This window comes from Flavobacterium sp. B167r (assembly GCF_056824315.1).
Genome location: NZ_CP124859.1, coordinates 3,936,904 through 3,955,961, shown reverse-complemented (window position 1 = coordinate 3,955,961; position 19,058 = coordinate 3,936,904). Strand labels below are relative to the sequence as shown.

Below are 19,058 nucleotides of genomic sequence, written 5' to 3'. Positions count from 1 at the left end.
TATAACTAAATTGTGGATGCACGGGTTTTTACCTGTTTTTGAGTAAAGTCTTATAATTTAACACATTAGTGTGAAAACATGAAGAAATTAAAAAATTAACATAAAAAAAGGCGGTAATTTAATTTACCGCCTTTCTTTATTTTTAAACCTAACTTGAAAAAGTTAAGCCTTTATTTTTGAAACTAATATAAAGTTCTTGTCGTGCTGAACTTATCGTTTCTTCTGTTTTATAAATGCTACACCAGAACTTGATTAGAAGTTTATATTTTCCATCAGAAATTGAGCTGTAGTATATTTGTGATGGCTTTGAATTGTTTACTAAAGTAAGATTCGCAAGCGTTTCATTTACCACGGTATTAATTTCTTCCGGAATTGTTTCTCCATTGATTTCAAAAGTGATTTCAACCAATTTGAAATTGTCTGTGTATGTCCAGTTCGTAATATTTTGAGACAATAAATTACCGTTTGGAATAATAATTTCGGCACCATTTGGAGCATTAATTTTAGTTGTACGCAATCCCATCGATTTAATACGGCCAGATTCTGAACTAATTTCGACAACGTCACCAACCTGAATCGGTTTGTCAAAAATCAAGATAATTCCCGATACAAAATTGTTTACCACATTCTGAAGTCCAAGTCCGACACCGACACCTAAAGCTCCTAAAAGAATACTTAATTTGTCTAATGGCATTCCAGAAGCCGCAACAGCAAGAAGATAACCGCTTATTAAAACAACCAATCGCGTGATAAGCAATTTTGAATGCTGTCTTTTATTAATATTCTCTTCGTTTTCATCATCAATTTCACCAAAGAAATAAGCAACATATTTTTGAAGTAAATGTGCGGCCCAGATAATAATAAAGAATAAAACAACACTACCCAATGTAAAAGTAATACTTCCGATAGTATTAGGATGGCTTAATAATTTCACTAAAGAACCACGAAGCGATTCCCAGATATTCAAATTTGAAGTAATTACAATCAGCCACATATAACTGATTACAATAATAAAAGGCTTTTTCAAAGTGTCTGATAAACTTTCATAATCAAACATTTTTTCGATTCCTCTTTTTACTCTAGTGGTGTAAATTTGAAGTAAAATAATTTCTAAAATTATCTTCAAGAGAACACTTAAAGCAACAATTTGAGTAAGTGATATAAATGCTGTAAGACTTAACATATTAGAAAGAGAAACTCTTCCGAATAAATTGTAAAGAATTGATAAAATATTTAATCCAATAAAAATGATACTTGCCCATTTAAAAAAGGCTTTTATATAAAGTTCTTCTTTAAGTGTTTTAATCTGAACCAATCCGTAGCGAATACCTAAAACATTGATTGCTACAAAAGCCAAGCGCTGCAATAATCCGATCGTGATAAATAAATCTAGAAAGCAAAGCGCAAAGAATAATCCTAATAGGAAAAGCCAGTTTCTCATGGCAACTCCAGACCATTGATTTTTAAAAAGAAAAATTAAAACTCCAAGAAGAAAAAGCTGAATCAATTCTAAAAATAGGGCAGGAGCGTACAAATTGGTAACTATGGCAATGTTTAGTGCAATAACTAAAATAGGAAGTAAAATGCCTCGATTTAAATATTTGAAATTTAAAAGGTTTAGGTTTTCAGCATAACCATTTGCTTTAAGGAATTTGATATTTCGAGAAATGTACCAAAATAAAAGTCCCATAAAGAAACACAGCGTAACAAGTCCGCCGGCTTTGTAACCTAAGTAGTATGCGGCAACATTTTCTTCAATTATAATTTTCGCTTTTATGTTGTGCGTTACTCTTTTCTTTGCTGCAGAATCATTAATCTGCCATAAAGAAGGATATTCTTTGTTGAAAATACTGATTCCAGACTTTTCTAGTTTTCCTTCAACGGCTACCAAAGCATTAGAAACAGAGATTTTTCGCTGTACTGTAAGTCGTTTTTTATTGTTTAAAGTAGTTTGGTTTTTAGTCATCAAACTATCAGTGGCAACGTATCTTTTTCTAAGATTTCCGAATTCTTTCTTAAACTGTTTACGGCGAATAGTATCCTTTAATAATGAAATTAAAGTTTTGTCTTTACGAAGATCAATTACACGTTTTTTAATGTTTTCAAGATCCTGATTTCGAGCGTTAATCGCTTTGTTCTGTTCTTCCAGTTCTTGTTGAATTTCTTGCAGTACAATGCGATACATCTGCTGGTTTCGCACATTCGGGTTTGCTCCTTTCAAACTAGCTAAAATCAATTCTAGCTTGCTTTCTGTACGTTTCATATCGCCAAAAAGATGATGTATATCACCAGCAAAATCAATGTCATTATAAGCAGATTCGAGTACTTCTCCGGCTTTTTCAATTGCCATTAAGTAATCACTGTCTGTTGCTGTTGTGTCGTTAAATAGTCTTCCGCGATTTTCTTTTTTAACTGTTTTTTGCTGTTGTGCGTAGTTAAATTGCGAGAATAAAAGAAGAAAAAATAGGGAGAAAAAATAAAAGGTCTTTTTGTTATTAATCATAATTTATGGGCTTATTTAGGGAGCCCAAATGTAATTTTTTTTGAAAGACTTTCGGTTAAGAAAAATTAAATTTAAAAAAGAAAACTATTTTATTATAAGTTTCTTATGGCTATTTCATTTTGAATTTCTTTAAGAAAATTAGAGTTCACAATCAAAAACGCCATTGATAAAGGAAATGTCATTAAAGTTAAAAAACCTTTTTCGAGGAATAGGAATACAATAATGAGAAGCAGCAAAATAGCAATTAGAATTAAAGCTTTAATTGTTGTTTTAATCGTCTTCTGCTTTTTTAACAGCTCTTCAAGGCTCATTTCGCTTGGTTTCTTTGCTTTCATTTTATATTTTTACTTTAGAATTAAAAACAAATTTTAATTAAAAATCTTTCCAAAACAATAAGTCAATTTTTTTTGACTACCCGCAATAATTATGGAAGAAACAGAAACTTGTCCGGCACAAAGGCTCCTAAAAATGTTATCTGGCAAATGGAAGGCAGAAATTTTTCGTTTGGCTGTAGAATCGCCTTTGCGTTTTAATAATTTATTGCGCCAAATTCAAGGCTCAAATAAACAATCTTTGGCGACAGCTTTGAGAGAATTGGAAGAAGAAGGTCTTTTAGAAAAAGTAACTATCAAACTGAAACCTCTTCATATCGAATATAATCTGACTGAAAAAGGAAAAGCTTTAATTCCTGTTTTTCAGCAATTGGAAGGATTGTCGTAAATTTTTGTTTTCAGTTTTAAAGTAGAAAGATCCTCAAATACTATTCAGTGCTGCCATAGCCATTGAAGTTCTCTGAGAATCATCTCCTACATCCAAAAAATAAAAACGTCAGCTAAAAAAAGCAAGACAGATTAGTCAATAAAATTGAATTTATCTTCAAAAACTTGTCCAATTAGTGGAATTGGTTTCTTTTGTTCGTTAGCAGCATTTATGATTCCGAAAATCCATAAAATGAAAATAACGTATCCAACATAGCTTAAAAAGTAAAGCGCTGGAACAATAGTTACAATAATAGATAAAGCAACATTTATTACTAAAGAAACTAGAAAAATTCCGAATCCTTGTTTTAAATGGTATCTTACTAAATCACTTTTAGGAGTTAAATCTTTGCTTTTGATAAAAGCTATAATCCAGCCAATAATAGTGACATAGCTAAGAATAGAAAGTGTTTTGTTATTCATAGTTTGAGTTATTTATTGGGGCAAAAATAAATACTATGAATAGGACTCGAAATAGTCACTTTGTTATCGGTAGGTTATGATTGGTATTGGTGGAGGATTAATTTATAAGTTGTTTTTTTTCTTAGGAAGATAAATCCAAAAAGTTGTTCCTTCTCCTGGCTTACTGCTAAAATTAATTATACCATTATGGTTTTCAATAATTCTTCGGCACAATGCAAGTCCGATACCATTTCCTCCATATTGATCGCGCTCATGAAGACGCTGAAACATATCAAAGATTCTATTTGAATATTTGCTGTCCATTCCAATTCCATTGTCTGAAATTGAAATCACATCATAATTTTCAAACCCTAATGGCAAGTTTTCATCTTTAGGAGTTTCTTCGTAAGTAACAGTCACAGTCGGTTCTGCGGTATTAAATTTAAGAGAATTGTTTATTAGATTATAAAATAATTGACGAAGTTGCGTGTCAAGCCCTAAAACTTTTGGAAGCGGATTTACATTTATTAAAGCATTTTTTTCTTCAATAACTAGACTTAAATCACTCAAAACGTCGGTTAGAATTTCATTAAGATCCACTTCTTTAGAATATTGTTCTTGATTATCAATTCTGGAGTAGTTTAGAACATCGGTAATTAAGTTGGATAATCTTCCCGCTGCAAGTGTAATTCGGTCAAAATAATACTTTTTCTTCTGATCTTCGCTCAAATGTTCTCCTGCGCGAGAAAGCATAATCATAATCTTTCTTAGAGGTTCCTGAAGATCATGGCTGGCAATGTAAGCGAATTGTTCTAATTCTTTATTTTTAAAACGAAGTTTAGCATTGGCGCTTTCCAATTCGTTTTTGGTTAATTTTAATTCGGTGTTGTCTTTCAAGGTTTCCACCATCATTTTCTGAGCATTGATATCTACAAAATAAACAAGCCAGCTGTTAAAACTTCCATCTTCAGTTTTATTTGGAACGATGGAAATTAAATGCCAAATGTATTTTGAACCCTTCTTGATTCTGGTTTCTCCCAAGAAATTAGATCGGTTTTGTTTGGCTTTGTTCCAACCCTCAAGAATAGAATCAATATCTTCTAAATGAATAAAATTAACTAATGTTTTTCTGTCAAAAGTTAACAGAGGATTTTCTAGATGTTTTTCCAGAGATTCATTTACCAATAAGACATTGTTGCGTTCATTTAAAACACAAATAAGAATCGGAATAGTATTGGCTAATTGTTTGTATTTATTTTCACTTTCTGTCAGCTTTTCAGATAGCGCAATGAGTTCAATATTTTTCTTTCTAATTTCATCATAAGGAGATAAAGGCGGTTCGGATTTAAAATAATCTATAATGCTTTTTATCTTGGTTTCTGACAAAAGTCCAGGCGCCAGAATAGGTTGGCTAATTTTTGTTGTAGAAAGATTATCAGAGTAATTATATTGTATGTCTCTAGAAATTTTTGACGCGTAAATAAAAGCTTCTGGATTACAGCTCTTCAAGTCAACTTTATCTGTGATTGTGGCAATAATTTCTTTTTGCGTAGCTTTTATAATGTCAAGGCCCAATACTAATAGTGAGTTTGCTCCTTTAGCAATGGCACATCTGGCAACCTCCGACACCGCGGTTGAAAATCTAGTTTGAAACGAAGAGGGCATACCGCACATTTCTGCAATTTTCATACAACGTTTATGGGCTAATATTAAGTCCATTTCGTTGTCAAGATTTATTTGTATGATCTCTTTTATCATGCTCAATTTATTTTGCCTACCAAAATTGTTGCATCATCAGTTCCTCTTACATTCTCCTTATAAAGTGCCGATGCTATTATTCCAGGACTTTGTTTAAAAATGGAAGTTAAGTCATTTAAATTCCATCTTGTTCGCAAACCGTCACTATGCATAATAATGATCTGATGTTTTTTATAAGGGACAATTGTATTGTTTAAAGTTCGCGGAATATTATGGCCTATAATTCCATTGTAAGGAGTATAGGTTTTGTTTTCCAATCCGTTATATATGCGGGTGTTAATGTTTCCGATACCGCAAATATTCCACACTTCAGACTTTAAATCTACAGAAGCTATTGTTGCTACTAATCCTCTGGTTTTTTTTACTGTTGGATGAATATCTCTTAAAATATTTGACGGATCAGATTCTCCAGATTGTCTAAATGCTTTTATCGCAGCTTCAACTGCTTCATTAGCACTTTCACCGTGTCCTAGTCCGTCGCCTACAAATATCTGAAAACCTTTGCTGTTTTGTTTTATATAATACCCATCTCCGCAAAGTTTTTCACCTGGGTAATTGACAGCAATAGAGGCAGTATTTAAACCGCTTTTTATGGAAGGTAAAATAAGATCTGCTTTTTCGCAGATTTTGACGTATTGCACGCAACCCCAGTTTTTCATAGAATAAATCTGAAAAACATTGCTTAATCTTTTAATAGATCCTAAACCATGACCAAGTGTATTAGAAGACGAATAACCGTCATTCATAATCTTAGCAACATTATCAAAACCAACACCATTGTCTAAACAATAGATTTCTATTTCATTTTGCTCGCCATCAAAATTTGCACGGTACAGCAGTTCGCCACCATTTGCAAATTTCATTAGATTAGAAGTAAGTTCTGCAACAATTATATCTGTTTCTGCTGCTCTATGAGGGGTAAAGCCCAATTGAAGGGCAAGATTATGTATTTCTCTTTTTATAAAAGCAATGAGACTTCTGTCATCTATTTTATAAGTGGAAAACGTATTATCCATTTTTCCATTTTGTTATAGTAACGGTAGTTCCGCTTCCTAGTTCTGATTTAATGTCAAATTCATTGACAAGTCTTTTTGTTCCTGGCAAACCTAATCCCATGCTTTTTCCTGTACTGTATCCATCTTTCATTGCCAGAGATATGTCAGCTATTCCGGGACCGTTATCAATAAAAGTAACGCGTACGCCATTTTCGCGTCCGTTGCTCACAGACTCGATAATAACTCTTCCGCCACCGCCATATTTCAGAAGATTACGCAAAAGTTCGCTAGTGGCTGTAATAAGTTTGGTCTGATTTAAAATACTCATACCAGCTTTTACACCATATTCTTTTACTCGATTACGTATTGGTACAACATCCTGTTCTTTTACAACGGGCGCTTCTTCTTTGCTATTCGATATCGTCGTCATACTCCTGCTCTTCGTTGTCGCTTATGTGCATTTTTGAGCGAAGTAAATCCATGCCTCTTTCTACATTTAAGGCGCTTATGACTCCATTTAATGATAATCCAAGTTCTACCAAAGTAATAGCAACTGCGGGTTGCATTCCTACTACAACAGTTTGTGCATCTAATATTTTTGACATTACAGCAATATTTCCAAGAATTCGTCCCATAAACGAATCAATGATAGAAACTGCAGATATATCTATTAATACACCTTTTGAACTATGTTTACTTATCGTATTTATTAAATCTGATTCAAGATTTTCTGCCAACTGATCATACAAATCTACTTGAATGGTCACAAGCAGAAAATCTCCCATTTTTAGTATAGGAATTCTTTCCATAAAAAATCTTAAATCTTTATTCTACAATTTTTCTTTTTTTAACAACAGTTAACTGAAGCATTTCAAAAGCTGTTTTTAAAGCGCTTGCTAATGAAGCTTTGGTTGTAATGCCGCTTAGATCAATTCCCAAATGCACAACAGTTTGAGCAATTTCTGGACGAATACCGCTGATGATACATTCTGCTCCCATTAAACGAGTAGCACTAACTGTTTTGATAAGGTGTTGAGCCACAAGAGAATCTACGGCTGGCACACCAGAAATATCCAAAATAGCAATAGAACTTCCAGTATCAACAATTTGCTGTAAAAGACTTTCCATTACAGTTTGTGTTCTTGAACTGTCTAAAGTTCCAATAATTGGCAAAGCAACAATACCATCCCAAACGGTGATAACAGGAGTAGAGATTTCGCTGATTTCATCAATTTGTCTAGAAATTACGTCTTCTCTTCCTCTCATGAAAGCCTCGAAAGTCATGATCATCATGTTATCCAAAATAGCACCTAATTTTAGATTCGCATTGTAAAGTTGTGCCGGATCTGTAATTTCTTCAGAAAGAATTTGAGATGCCGCTTCTTTAAATGAGATTAAATAATGCCCGTTTTCTCTTGGAGAGAAACCACGTTTTCCTCTAGAAGAAGAGATTCCAATAATAAGATCATGAACTTTTTCAAACTCTGCTGAGTTCTCATATTTTTCATCAGATTTGGCTAATGCAGATAAAAAGAGCGAAGCAAATTCTTTTGACTCTTCTTCTTCAACCGCTCCATCATCCGCTCCACTATTCGAAAGAATTTGAGACCATATCGTTAATAATTTGTTTTCGTGCTCTTTTAGGACACCCAGTGCGTTCTTTTGCATTTGCTTTTTGCTTTAAATTTTAGAATTTTCCCTACCAAATATATGACAATAATTTGGATGAGAAAAGATTTGTTAAATCTAAAATTTGTCAAAAAGCAGTTTTAGAATGTTAAAAACGCCTTTTTGAAGGGTTATGTGCCATTTTTATGAACTTGAAGAAATAGATTAATTGCTTTTAAACTTAGATTTTACTTGATAAAGAAAGTTAATTCTCATGTTTAATTGAAACTAATTTTAAACAATTGTTAAATTTCTTCTTTCATTAATTTGAAAAATTGTTCTTTTTTTCCTCGAGAAATTGGCACAACCGATTTATCATTCATGTGAACCATTCCCTCTCGAGAATAACTTACAATTGAATTCACATTAATTAAATGCGACTGATGAACACGGAAAAACATTGGAGGTTCCAGTAAATCTTCATAATTTTTTAAAGGCTTGGAAACCATGATTTTTCGTCCATCTGTTAAAAAGAAAGTCGTATAAGAACCAGAAGTTTCGCATCTTGTAATTTGTTCTAATTTAACGACATACATCGCCTCTTGAGTTGGCAAAATAATTCGGTCTGGAGTTTTAGAAAGGTTGTTTTGTAATTCGTTTAATTGCTGTTTTTCTAAAACTCTTTCTTTTAAAAGTGAAATTCTTTCAATTGCAGTTTTAAGTTCATCTGGATCAATTGGTTTTAAAAGATAATCTATAGCGCTGTATTTGAAAGCGTTAATAGCATGCTGTTCGTAAGCAGTTGTAAATATAAGATGAAAAGAGTTGAAGGAAATTTGTTTTAAAACGTCAAATCCAGTTCCGTTTTGAAGCATGATATCCATAAAAACCAAATCGGGCTGCTGTCGGTCAATTAGTTTTACGGCTTCTTCAACGCTTTCCGCGTAAGCGATAATCTGAATTTCTTCTGGAGCAACCATTTCCAGCATGATTGATAAAGCTTCGCGAATGCGCTGTTCATCTTCTATAATGATAGTTTTGTACATTTTTTACAATATTGGAATATTAATAATAACAACGCAACCCGTTTCTCCGTTGTCTGCATTACGTTCTAAAACCTGAAAGCCAGCATACGGATAGTCTTTTTGCATCTTCGATAATCTTTCGTCTGTAATAGTTGTAGAAAGTGATTTATGATTTTCGTTTATCTTCAATTTTCTCGAAGCGGTAAGTCCGATGCCGTTATCTTTAATGGTGCAAATTAGATTTTTTTGATCTGTTTGCTGTGAGAAATTAATTTGCAATACACCTTTTTCTTCTTTTGGTTTTGGCTTTAATCCGTGTTCAACGGCATTTTCAATAAAAGGCTGAATCAAAAGTGGCGGAATAAGAATATCATCTTCAACAGATTCGTCGCAAACAATATCATATTCAAAACTATTATTTAAACGCAATTGCTGCAATTCAATATAGTTTTTTAAAGTGCCGATTTCTTCTTCTAAAGAAATGATTTCTTTTCGAGATTGCTCTAGAATCTGACGCGTAAGTTTGGCGAATTTATTCAAATAAGAAACTGCAGGAATTGTGTCTTTTTGCAAAATCATACTCTGAATGTTTCCTAAAGCATTAAAAATAAAATGCGGATCCATTTGAGAACGCAACAATCTTCTTTCTAGCGAAAGTCTTGTTGCAAGATTTTCAATGGTTTCTTTTTCCATTAATTGCAGTTTCAATTCACTGTTGGTTTGTTCTTGTTTTAAAATTTCCTCACGTTTTAAATAATAACGCTGCCTGAAATAGTAGGAGCGAAACATAAAAACAAGTCCGATCAATAAAACTCCAGCAATTCCGTAACCTAAAAGTTTATTTTGCTGTTCGAGTTCATTTTCCAATTCAAGTTGTTTGATGCGTTCCATTTTTTTGGAAGACTCAAATCTGGCATCTGCATTCTGCAAAAGTTTCTGAGTGGTTTCGTTATATTTCAACTGATTATATTTTGCATATAATGTATCGTATGCATAATACGCTTCAAAATCATGACGTTTTGCCGAAACTTCTTTTAGAGAATTATAAAAGGTTGCCAATAAATAATTATCAGTATAAGGCAGACTCTGCTGGTATTTTATACCTTCAATAAAAAGCATTTCGGCTTTTACATAATTTCCTTTTTCGGTATAATAAAAACCTTGAAGACCGATGGCACTTCTGTAGATGATTTTTATATTGTATTTTTTGGCAATTGCAGTAGCTTTTTCAAGATTTTCGAGCAATGCAGTTTCATTAATTGGTTTCGGACCTTTAGAATAAAGATCTGCCAGATTTATGTAAGCGATTCCGATATTGCTTTTACTGATAATATCAAAAGACTGTTTTTCAGCCAATTCAACTGTAGTTTTCAAAAAAGCTAAAGTCTTTTCCCAATCTTTTCCATCCCCAGATTCAAGTTTGTCGGTCAAATAGCCTCCATAAGCTAATCTAGCATACAATTCGCTTTCGGGATCTTTTGCTTTATAAGCGTGTCCTAAAGCCTCTTGTGCATATTTATGAACCTTTTCTGGAGATGCGGGAGAAAATAGATACGATATATCGGAAGCAATTTTAGCACATTGATCATGAGCATTTATTTTTGAAAAAAGCTCGTAAGAATTCAATAAATGGTCAATTGCCTGGGGTTTGTCATCAATGTAAGACTTTAAAGCTCCCATTGCTAGAGAAGCAAAAGCTTTAACTCTTATTTTGCTGCTTTTTTGAGCCAAAATATATGCCGTGTCAGCGTAGCGGGTAAATTCTTTTAAATGCAATAAACGTCTTTGTGTAAGAGCTAAATACGAATAACAAATTACTTCATCGTCGATGTTATTTTTTTTCTTGGCTAAATTAAGAGCTTGCAGCTGCATTTTTTTACTGGCAGATGAATCAGAAAAACGTTTGGAATAACCGTAAGAAGCAATTTTTTCTACAGCCGAAATTTGGGAATTTAAAGTGGTGAAGAAGAACAAAATCAGAAACAAGAATAACCATTTCATTTTTCTGTTTTTTATAGGATTTAAAGTGATTTTTTGGTGCATATATCGTGGTAATTAAGACCAAAGTACAAATTGAAAATCGACTGACCAAAAAAAATACCCCGTAAATTTGAGTTAAAAATTCTTTGTAAAGCCTCTGTAAAGAAGTAGTTAAAAGTACTTTTTTCTCAATTCTGGCATAGAATTACCAAATAAAAATCTAAAGCATCCATTTGCCAATTGCGAATTGTCGCAAGCTGATCTTAGTAGTAATCTTGCGGTTATAAATTATTTTAAAAACTACAAAATTATGAATAAGAATTTTTTTACATTATTAATGGTAGCGTGTCTTTTTTTATCATCATTGACTTATGGACAAGAAGATAAACGCATTAAAATTGAAATCACTTTGAAAGATGGAAGTAAAACGGTAAAAGCTGTATTGAGAACTGCAACATTTTCTTTTACAAAATCAAGTGTCGCTGCAGCAGATGGAACCGATAAATCGGAAGTGAAAAACAATTATTATTTTTCTCTTGATTTTGAAAAACAAGATATTGCTTTATTGACTGTTCTTATGAAAAATAAAGCAGGAGTTGATGGTCAGATTACAATGACAGATCAATTTGGAAAACTTCCTGCTAGAAAATTTGATTTTACAAAAGGAAGAGTCGATTCTTTAAGTGATCAGTTAACAGCCGATTACACAAGTGCATATATCTCGCTTATTTGTGATTCCTTAATTATCGATGGTGTTAAAATTGAGTAAAAATGACTGAATTAAAGAAGTTCACAAAAGAAGGAAATCTGTATGTTATGAAAAGACAATACGGCTTTGGCTTATTTGTAGTGTTAGGAATGATCGCTTTTACAGTTGGAGGCATTTATTATAAGAACAATGCAGTAATTGGTATTTTTGGAGTCTTATCCATTATATGTTTTATTTCAATTTGGCAGGAAGAATTTAGTATTGATCTGGACAAGAATGAGTTTATAATAAAAAATGGATTAATTAATAAGCCAGTTCAAATTCCAATTTCTGATTTTGTCAATTTTGAATTAGTCAAAGTGAGACATAATCTTATAACGACAAACGTTTCTTTAAATCTTTATTATATTAAAGAAAACAAGGAAAAATATACTGGAATTGCTCAAGGCTTTACAACCAGATCGATGCAAAATTTGATTAACGAAATCAATGAAATATTAGATGAGCATTCGAGAAAAATATAACATTCAAGAAAACCTGTATTCTTTTTCATTAAAACCGCAAAAGCCATCACTAAATCTATCTTGGTGGTTTTTTGCCGGAACAACGGCAGGAATAATAGCTTTAATTTTGTTTTTTAATGATTTGGGAGAAGAAATGCGATGGGTGATTGGTATATTTTTAATATATTTTTTTCTGCATTCTTTATATGATATTAAAATTACATCTGAGATTCAGTTTACGTTTGATGTTCGTAATAATGCGATTTATAAAACAAGTCCGTTAATTTCAAAGAAGAAAATAATGAACCTTGATGAAGCCGTAATTTTTGTTCAATCAGAAATAGGAAGCTGGTATTATGCTGTAGGAGCAAAGAAAAGTCAGTTTTTGAAGAATCATAGAATTAGTGAAGGATTTAGTTCAGGAAAAAGAAGCGACGAAAGGCAAGACGCATACGAGAATTTAATTTTAGTAAAAATCAGTGCGTTGATAGAAAGCGCACATTCCAATCGCAATATTCAATAATGCATTAAAAATACAGTTGTAAAATTTGAAAATAGAAACGAGTTAATTCGAGAAGAGTTGACTCGTTTTTTGTTTTACAAAATGAAATTTTGACAATTTGATAGTAAATATGTTTTAGCAATATTGGAAGAAATTGAACAGTAATTTTAAAATATAGAAATCTTAATAAATAAGTTTAACTTGGGTTTTAAATTTAAAAAAAATCATTCCCTAGTAATGTCTCGTCGGTAGAACCAAATTTAGATTGCGAGTATCCGTTCCGTAGGAACGTTTGATTATTGCGCCAATATATTTCCGTATAAACAGTTGTCTCTAAAGGAACACGAAACATGTGACGTTATTTTTTCAACGAGATATTCTTAACAGAATATGTTTTTTAAATACAAATTAAAACTTTAAATAATTAACTTCAATTAATTGTAAATAAAATTAATATGCACCTTCAATTGTTTTTATTTATCAAAATAACTTCATTTCCAGCAACCGCATAAACAAGATCATCTTCTTCAGGTTTCAAAATAAATTTCCCTGTGAATTCTCCAAAAGCGGGCAATATCATTTGATTTTTTTTTTGAAAAAAACAGCGCAATTTTAAGCTCTGCATTCCCAAACCTCGCAAGATTATTCCAGGATGAATATGTCCTGAAAAATTAAAAAAATCTTCTTTTTCTGTTGGATGATGTGTGAAGAAAAAATTGTCGATTTCTAAAATATCTATCACAAGAACTCCAATTTTATAATAATGTTTCTGATCAATTATATCGTGATTTCCTGCAATTAAATACGTTTCTTGATTGTGGCTTGAAATCCATTCTTCAAATAAATCCCACTCTGAATTTATGACACTGTGAAATAAATCTCCCAAAAAGAGAATTTTTTCTGGTTCAAAATATGCTAAAACATCAGTTATTTTTCTAAAGTTTTCTGAAACTGCATCTTGCGGAATCGCGATTCCATGCTTTCTAAAATGCGTTACTTTTCCTAAATGAACATCAGAAATAATAATGATTTTTTTAGATTCCCAAAAAACTGCTCCACTTGGATGAAGTATAAAAGTTTCGTTTTTTATTTGAATTTTCATAAAGTATTATTTCATGTAAGAAGCGGTCATTTTCTGAATTCTTTCTGCCAAAGTTTCGCTTGACAATTTTTCTCTCAATCGATCAGTAATAATAGGAAAACTAAAAGGTGTTGGCTTTAAACATTGTTTCCAGATAATTTTCTGATTAGCAATTCTTTCTAAAGCTAAAATTAAACGTCCTTCTTCTAATTGATGTTCAAAAGTTTCTCGATATGCCTGATGCAATAATAAGTTATCTGGCTCATAATCTCTGAAAACTTCAAATAATAACTGTGAACCGCTTTGTAAATGTTTGGTTTTAACCATTTTTCCAGGAAAACCAGTAAAAACCAATCCCGAAATTACAGCAATATCTCTAAATTTTCTACGAGCCATTTCGGTCGAATTTAAGCTTTTCTGCAAATCATGATGAACATATTCAGTTGAAAAAAGATTATTGTCCAAAACTCCTTCAATATCAATTCCTTGGTCAGAAAGCAATTCAAAACCATAATCATTATAAGCCAAAGAAAAAGTAATGGATTGCAATAAACTAATTCTGTAAGCCAATAAACTAGCTAAAGCTTCATGAACAAAACGTCCTTCAAAAGGATAAAAAATAGCATGAAATCCTTCTCTGGTTTTAAAAGTTTCAATTAGAAATTCATCTGAACTTGGCACAATAGATTCTTTTCGCTGTCTTTGAAATAAAGGTTGAAGAGCTTTTAATTCTGGCGAAAGATTATCAGTATTGGCGCGATACAATTCTTTTCGAAGCAACTCGCTCATTTGAGAAGAAAGAGCCAAACGTCCGCCCATCCAGCTTGCAATTTTAGATTCTTTCTTTGGACTCGCTTTTTTAACCAAAACCTGCATGTTTCTGATTTTGAACAATTCGAGTTTTTTTCCTGCGAAAATAAAAGTATCGCCTGGCTTTAATTTCGATATAAACCATTCTTCAATAGTTCCGATATAACCCCCGCTTATAAATTTTACATTCATCACAGCATCTCCCACAATTGTTCCAATTTGCATTCTGTGATGCATTCCAATCATTCGACTATTGATTTTATAACAGCCGTTTTCATCGATTTCTACTTTCTTGAATTCGTCATACGCATGAAGACTTTGACTGCCTTGTGTAATAAAATTTAAAATCCAATTCCAATTTTCTGCGGAAATGGTTTGGTAGCTAAATGTGCCTTGAATTTCTTTGAAAATTTCATCAGGATAAAATCCATCTGAAACGGCTAACGTATTGAGATATTGAACCAAAACATCCCAACTGTTTAAATATGGAACCCGATCTTCAATAACGCTGTTTTCAACTGCTTTTTTTAAAGCAGAAGCTTCTATCAATTCGATGGCATGCGTCGCTAGAAAATAAATAACACTTTCTTTTCCAGGCTGATGTCCGCTTCTTCCGGCACGCTGCATAAAACGTGCAACACCTTTTGGTCCGCCAACTTGAATAATGGATTCGACAGGAGCAAAATCAACGCCCAAATCTAAACTCGAAGTGCAGACTACGACTTTAAGTTCTTCATTCCGAATGGCATTCTCCACCCAAAGTCTTGTTTCTCGATCAATACTTCCGTGGTGCATGGCCATTTCTCCAGCAAATTCAGGATATTTTTCTAATAATCGCTGATACCAGATTTCACAAGCCGAACGAACATTCAAAAATATTAAAGTGGTTTTACTGGCTTTTATAATTTTAGCTGCTTCATCAATTAAATGCAATCCCATGTGCCCACGCCACGGATAAGTATCCATCTTTTCTGGAATAATCGAAACGACTTTTATTTTTTTATTGATTACCGCTTTTATTAAAACCGAATTGTTGTAAGCTTCAGAATCAACTCCGAGTAAAACTTCTTGTGCTTGCTGGAGATTTCCAATTGTGGCTGAGATTCCCCAAATTCTAATTTTATTAGCTATTGTTTTAAGTCTAGATAAAGCCAATTCTACTTGAACTCCACGTTTTGTTCCTAATAGTTCATGCCATTCATCAATAACGATTGAACTGCAATTTTTAAAAGTATTTGCATAGCCTTTTGAAGCCAAAAGCAATTGAAGGCTTTCTGGAGTAGTAATCAATAAATCGGGCATTTTGCCTTTTTGTTTGGCTCTTTCTGCTGAAGAAGTATCTCCAGAACGTATTCCAACCGTCATTGGAATATCTAGATCGGTTAAAACTCGTTCTGCGGCTTGTTTTATTTCTACGGATAATGAACGAAGTGGCGTAATCCAAATCGCTTTTAGTCCAGTGTTATGTTTAGCTACGCTCCGTTCGGCTTTGCCTCGGGTGGTTTTATAATTCGGATTTTCTTTAATGTAATTTAAAATGATTGGGAGCCAAAGAGCATACGTTTTTCCGCTTCCAGTTGGCGCATTCAATAAACCATTTTTACCTTGCAGAAAAGCAGTCCAAGTCTGCGTCTGAAACGGAAAAGGTTTCCATCCCTGACTTTCAAACCAATTGCTGGCGATTGTAAATAACTGCTCTCTGTTCATTTATAAAATCATATTTTTTAGATCTTCTATGGAATTAGCATCTTCTATTTTTTTGTCGTGTCGCCATCTTAAAATTCGCGGAAAGCGAGTTGCAACTCCGCTTTTATGTCTTTTTGAAAGTGCAATACCTTCAAAACCAATTTCAAAAACTAATTTTGGAGTTACACTTCTTACAGGACCAAATCGTTCTAAAGTGTTTTTTTTAATAAAATCATCCACCATTCTAAACTCAGCATCGGTTAAACCGGAATACGCTTTCGCGAAAGTCACGAGTTCGCGTTCATTATTTTCATTTTCCTGCCAAAGAGCAAAAGTGTAATCGGTAAATAAATTTGATCGTCGTCCGTGACCGCGCATAGCGTAGGTGAGGACGGCATCAATGGTTAAAGGTTCAATTTTCCATTTCCACCAATCGCCTTTTTTTCTTCCTACGAGATAGGGAGAATCTTTACGTTTGAGCATTAAACCTTCACTTTTCATTTCGCGAGATTTCAATCTTTCATTTGCAATGTCTTGCCAAGTAGAAAAGGTGACTCTTTCAGAAAGTTGCAACGGAATATCTTTTCCAATTAAAGCAGTAAATAATTCTTCTAATAAGTTTCGCCGTTCTTCGTAAGGAAAATTTCGTATGTCATTTCCTTGCCATTCTAATAAATCATACGCTTTTATGATAACGGGAGTTTTTTTCAAAACTGAAGCAGAAACATTTTTTCGACCAATTCGGGTTTGCAAATCATTAAAAGTTCCAATTTCATTTTCTATGTAAGGAAGGATTTCGCCATCTATTACAGTTCCGTTTGGAATATTTCCGATAAAAGAATTGAATTCTGGATATTTATCGGTTACCAATTCTTCGCCACGACTCCAGACGTAAATTTCGTTTTCACGAATAATGGTTTGCGAACGAATTCCGTCCCATTTATGTTCGGCGCTCCAATCTTCAGGATTTCCTAAATTTTCCAACTCGCCTTCAATCGGATAAGCTAAATAAAAAGGATAAGGTTTTGATAAATAATCACTGCTTCTTTCATCTAAAATCAACTCTTGAAACGTAATTGTATTTGGATTCCAATCGCCCATTAATTTATAAGCCAATGTATCTTCGTCAATATTTTCTGCTTTAGAAAGCGCACGTGTCATCAACTTCTGACTTAAACCAATCCTGAAACTGCCTGTAATTAATTTAGTAAAAACGAAGCGTTCATAATAATTCAAGTTCAGCCAATTAGTTTGCAAATATTCTTTTTTCTCAGAATCAGTTTTCTTTTTTAAAGCAATAATTTCCTGTAAAAATTCAGTCAGACTTTTATCGGAATGTTCTTTTGTGGTCGGAATAACTAATGCAATGGTCTCTGCTAAATCCCCAACGATATGATAACTTTCTTCAAAAAGCCAAAGCGGAATATTAGCCAATTCATTTGCCCATAATCGTAATAAAGTCGTATTAACTGGTCGGGGAGGGCGACGATGCGAAAGTATAGCGATTGTCCACACCTTATCTTCGTCACTTGCCTTCAGGAAATAATTCGTCAACGCATCAACTTTTACCGATGTTTTATTAGAACTATCTAGGGTTTTTATAAGCTCGGCAAAGTTTTTCATTTTGAATTATTAATTATTAATTATGAGTTATGAGTTATGAGTTATGAGTTATCAGTTTTCAATTATGGATTACGAGTTGAACTTATAATTTATAATTCATAACTCATCATTGACTACGTCATTCGTTTCTCCTTCGTATTGGGTATTTGCGGTTCTGGTGTCGTAACCCAATTCTCTTAAATATTTTGAGAATATGTCTGAATATCCGTGAGTGCAGATTACTTTTTCGGCACCGGTTGCTTTAATGCTTTCTAATAATCCCGTCCAGTCGCAATGATCACTGATTACAAATCCGCGGTCTACTGCACGTCTTCTTCGGGCGCCTCGAAATGCCATCCAGCCGCTTGCCGTTCCCGTCACAAAAGGAGTCATTTTTCGAATCCAAGTGCTTCCATGTGCGCTTGGAGGAGCTAGCACCATATTTCCTAGTAAATCTTCTTTTTTAGTTTCTTGAGTCACTCTAACTGTGGGAGGCAAATCAATTAACGGGCGAACGACATTTGTCATATTTTCGATTGCACCATGCGTATAAATTGTACCTATACTTGGATCTAAATATTTTAATAAACGTTGTGCTTTGCCTAAAGAATATCCAAAAAGTATGGATGTTTTGCCTTCAGCTCGATTTTCTACCCACCAATTATTAATCTCGGTCATCACATCTTTTTGTGATTCCCAGTTAAAAGCAGGAAGTCCAAAGGTACATTCTGTTATGAACGAATGGCATTTTACAACTTCATAAGGAACTGAAATTCCATCATCTTCAGTTTTATAATCGCCAGTAAAAACCCAAACTTCGCCTTTGTATTCAACCCGAATTTGTGCAGAACCAATGATATGACCAGCAGGATGAAGTGAGAATTTTACGCCGTTTACAGTAAACGTTTCATTCCAATCTTTTCCTGTAACATTAATTTCACCCAAACGATACTTGATAATGGCAACGTTTGTATGATGTGTGATATAATTTTGATGACCCCATCTTGAGTGATCAGAATGACCGTGCGTAATAATGGCGTTTTTTACTGGACGCCAAGGATCAAGGTAGACATCTGCCTGCTGGCAGTAAATCCCTTTATCATTAAATTGCAATAACGGTACATTCATGTTTTGGT

At 33.2% G+C, this 19,058-nt stretch carries 18 protein-coding genes; 4 read left to right on the top strand and 14 right to left on the bottom strand.

All coding sequences use genetic code 11. The annotated features are described in order from the left end of the window. Positions 1 to 148: 148 nt before the first annotated feature. Entirely contained in the window at positions 149 to 2,503 is a 2,355-nt protein-coding gene (locus QLQ96_RS17780) for a mechanosensitive ion channel family protein (RefSeq protein WP_482492193.1), read from the bottom strand. A 92-nt stretch (positions 2,504 to 2,595) separates the two neighbouring features. Next, entirely contained in the window at positions 2,596 to 2,838 is a 243-nt protein-coding gene (locus tag QLQ96_RS17775) for a redox-active disulfide protein 2 (protein ID WP_482492191.1), read from the bottom strand. Between the two features lie 91 nt (positions 2,839 to 2,929). Between QLQ96_RS17775 and QLQ96_RS17770 the strand changes: the two genes are divergently transcribed. After that, on the top strand, positions 2,930 to 3,223 hold the full coding sequence (locus tag QLQ96_RS17770) for a winged helix-turn-helix transcriptional regulator (protein ID WP_482492189.1): 294 nt from the start codon (positions 2,930 to 2,932) through the stop codon (positions 3,221 to 3,223). Positions 3,224 to 3,354: 131 nt separating this feature from the next. On the opposite strand, the gene QLQ96_RS17765 is transcribed toward QLQ96_RS17770, so the two are convergent. From QLQ96_RS17765 to QLQ96_RS17730, 8 genes are all read right to left on the bottom strand, one after another. Beyond that, on the bottom strand, positions 3,355 to 3,684 hold the full coding sequence (locus tag QLQ96_RS17765) for a DUF4870 domain-containing protein (RefSeq protein WP_482492187.1): 330 nt from the start codon (positions 3,682 to 3,684) through the stop codon (positions 3,355 to 3,357). Positions 3,685 to 3,786: 102 nt separating this feature from the next. Next, positions 3,787 to 5,421 carry a sensor histidine kinase gene (locus QLQ96_RS17760; RefSeq protein WP_482492185.1) on the bottom strand — a complete coding sequence of 545 codons (1,635 nt, stop codon included), beginning with the start codon at positions 5,419 to 5,421 and terminating at the stop codon, positions 3,787 to 3,789. Between the two features lie 2 nt (positions 5,422 to 5,423). Continuing rightward, complete coding sequence (locus QLQ96_RS17755) at positions 5,424 to 6,437, bottom strand: SpoIIE family protein phosphatase (RefSeq protein WP_482492184.1); 1,014 nt, start codon at positions 6,435 to 6,437, stop codon at positions 5,424 to 5,426. Then, positions 6,430 to 6,846, bottom strand: coding sequence for an anti-sigma regulatory factor (locus tag QLQ96_RS17750; protein WP_482492182.1), 417 nt, complete (start codon positions 6,844 to 6,846; stop codon positions 6,430 to 6,432). Before QLQ96_RS17750 ends, QLQ96_RS17755 begins: the two co-directional genes overlap by 8 nt. Continuing rightward, on the bottom strand, positions 6,827 to 7,225 hold the full coding sequence (locus QLQ96_RS17745; RefSeq protein WP_482492180.1) for an STAS domain-containing protein: 399 nt from the start codon (positions 7,223 to 7,225) through the stop codon (positions 6,827 to 6,829). The genes QLQ96_RS17750 and QLQ96_RS17745 overlap by 20 nt, the downstream gene beginning before the upstream one ends. A 16-nt stretch (positions 7,226 to 7,241) precedes the next feature. After that, a complete protein-coding gene (locus QLQ96_RS17740; protein WP_482492178.1) occupies positions 7,242 to 8,084 on the bottom strand; it encodes an STAS domain-containing protein in 843 nt (280 codons plus the stop codon). 245 nt (positions 8,085 to 8,329) lie between these two features. After that, positions 8,330 to 9,070 carry a LytR/AlgR family response regulator transcription factor gene (locus QLQ96_RS17735; RefSeq protein ID WP_482492177.1) on the bottom strand — a complete coding sequence of 247 codons (741 nt, stop codon included), beginning with the start codon at positions 9,068 to 9,070 and terminating at the stop codon, positions 8,330 to 8,332. Between the two features lie 3 nt (positions 9,071 to 9,073). Next, positions 9,074 to 11,050 (bottom strand): sensor histidine kinase, encoded by a 1,977-nt coding sequence (locus tag QLQ96_RS17730; RefSeq protein ID WP_482492176.1) that lies wholly within the window; start codon positions 11,048 to 11,050, stop codon positions 9,074 to 9,076. Positions 11,051 to 11,339: 289 nt separating this feature from the next. On the opposite strand from QLQ96_RS17730, the gene QLQ96_RS17725 reads away from it, so the two are divergent. Genes QLQ96_RS17725 through QLQ96_RS17715 form a run of 3 tightly spaced genes read left to right on the top strand, consistent with a single transcriptional unit; the run spans position 11,340 to position 12,764 of the window. Continuing rightward, positions 11,340 to 11,798: a hypothetical protein gene (locus QLQ96_RS17725; RefSeq protein ID WP_482492175.1), complete on the top strand. Its 459-nt coding sequence runs from the start codon at positions 11,340 to 11,342 to the stop codon at positions 11,796 to 11,798. A 2-nt stretch (positions 11,799 to 11,800) separates the two neighbouring features. Next, entirely contained in the window at positions 11,801 to 12,262 is a 462-nt protein-coding gene (locus QLQ96_RS17720; protein WP_482492174.1) for a hypothetical protein, read from the top strand. After that, positions 12,240 to 12,764: a hypothetical protein gene (locus QLQ96_RS17715; RefSeq protein ID WP_482492173.1), complete on the top strand. Its 525-nt coding sequence runs from the start codon at positions 12,240 to 12,242 to the stop codon at positions 12,762 to 12,764. The genes QLQ96_RS17720 and QLQ96_RS17715 overlap by 23 nt, the downstream gene beginning before the upstream one ends. Before the next feature lie 442 nt (positions 12,765 to 13,206). Here QLQ96_RS17715 and pdeM read toward each other — a convergent pair whose 3' ends face one another. The 4 genes from pdeM to QLQ96_RS17695 form a co-directional block, all read right to left on the bottom strand. Further along, the gene (gene pdeM, locus QLQ96_RS17710; protein ID WP_482492172.1) at positions 13,207 to 13,845 is read right to left on the bottom strand and encodes a ligase-associated DNA damage response endonuclease PdeM; all 639 of its coding nucleotides are present in this window, start codon (positions 13,843 to 13,845) and stop codon (positions 13,207 to 13,209) included. A 6-nt stretch (positions 13,846 to 13,851) separates the two neighbouring features. Further along, the gene (locus QLQ96_RS17705; protein ID WP_482492171.1) at positions 13,852 to 16,341 is read right to left on the bottom strand and encodes a ligase-associated DNA damage response DEXH box helicase; all 2,490 of its coding nucleotides are present in this window, start codon (positions 16,339 to 16,341) and stop codon (positions 13,852 to 13,854) included. Then, positions 16,342 to 17,943 carry an ATP-dependent DNA ligase gene (locus tag QLQ96_RS17700; RefSeq protein WP_482492170.1) on the bottom strand — a complete coding sequence of 534 codons (1,602 nt, stop codon included), beginning with the start codon at positions 17,941 to 17,943 and terminating at the stop codon, positions 16,342 to 16,344. A gap of 96 nt (positions 17,944 to 18,039) precedes the next feature. After that, positions 18,040 to 19,050 (bottom strand): ligase-associated DNA damage response exonuclease, encoded by a 1,011-nt coding sequence (locus QLQ96_RS17695; protein WP_482492168.1) that lies wholly within the window; start codon positions 19,048 to 19,050, stop codon positions 18,040 to 18,042. Positions 19,051 to 19,058 lie beyond the last annotated feature (8 nt).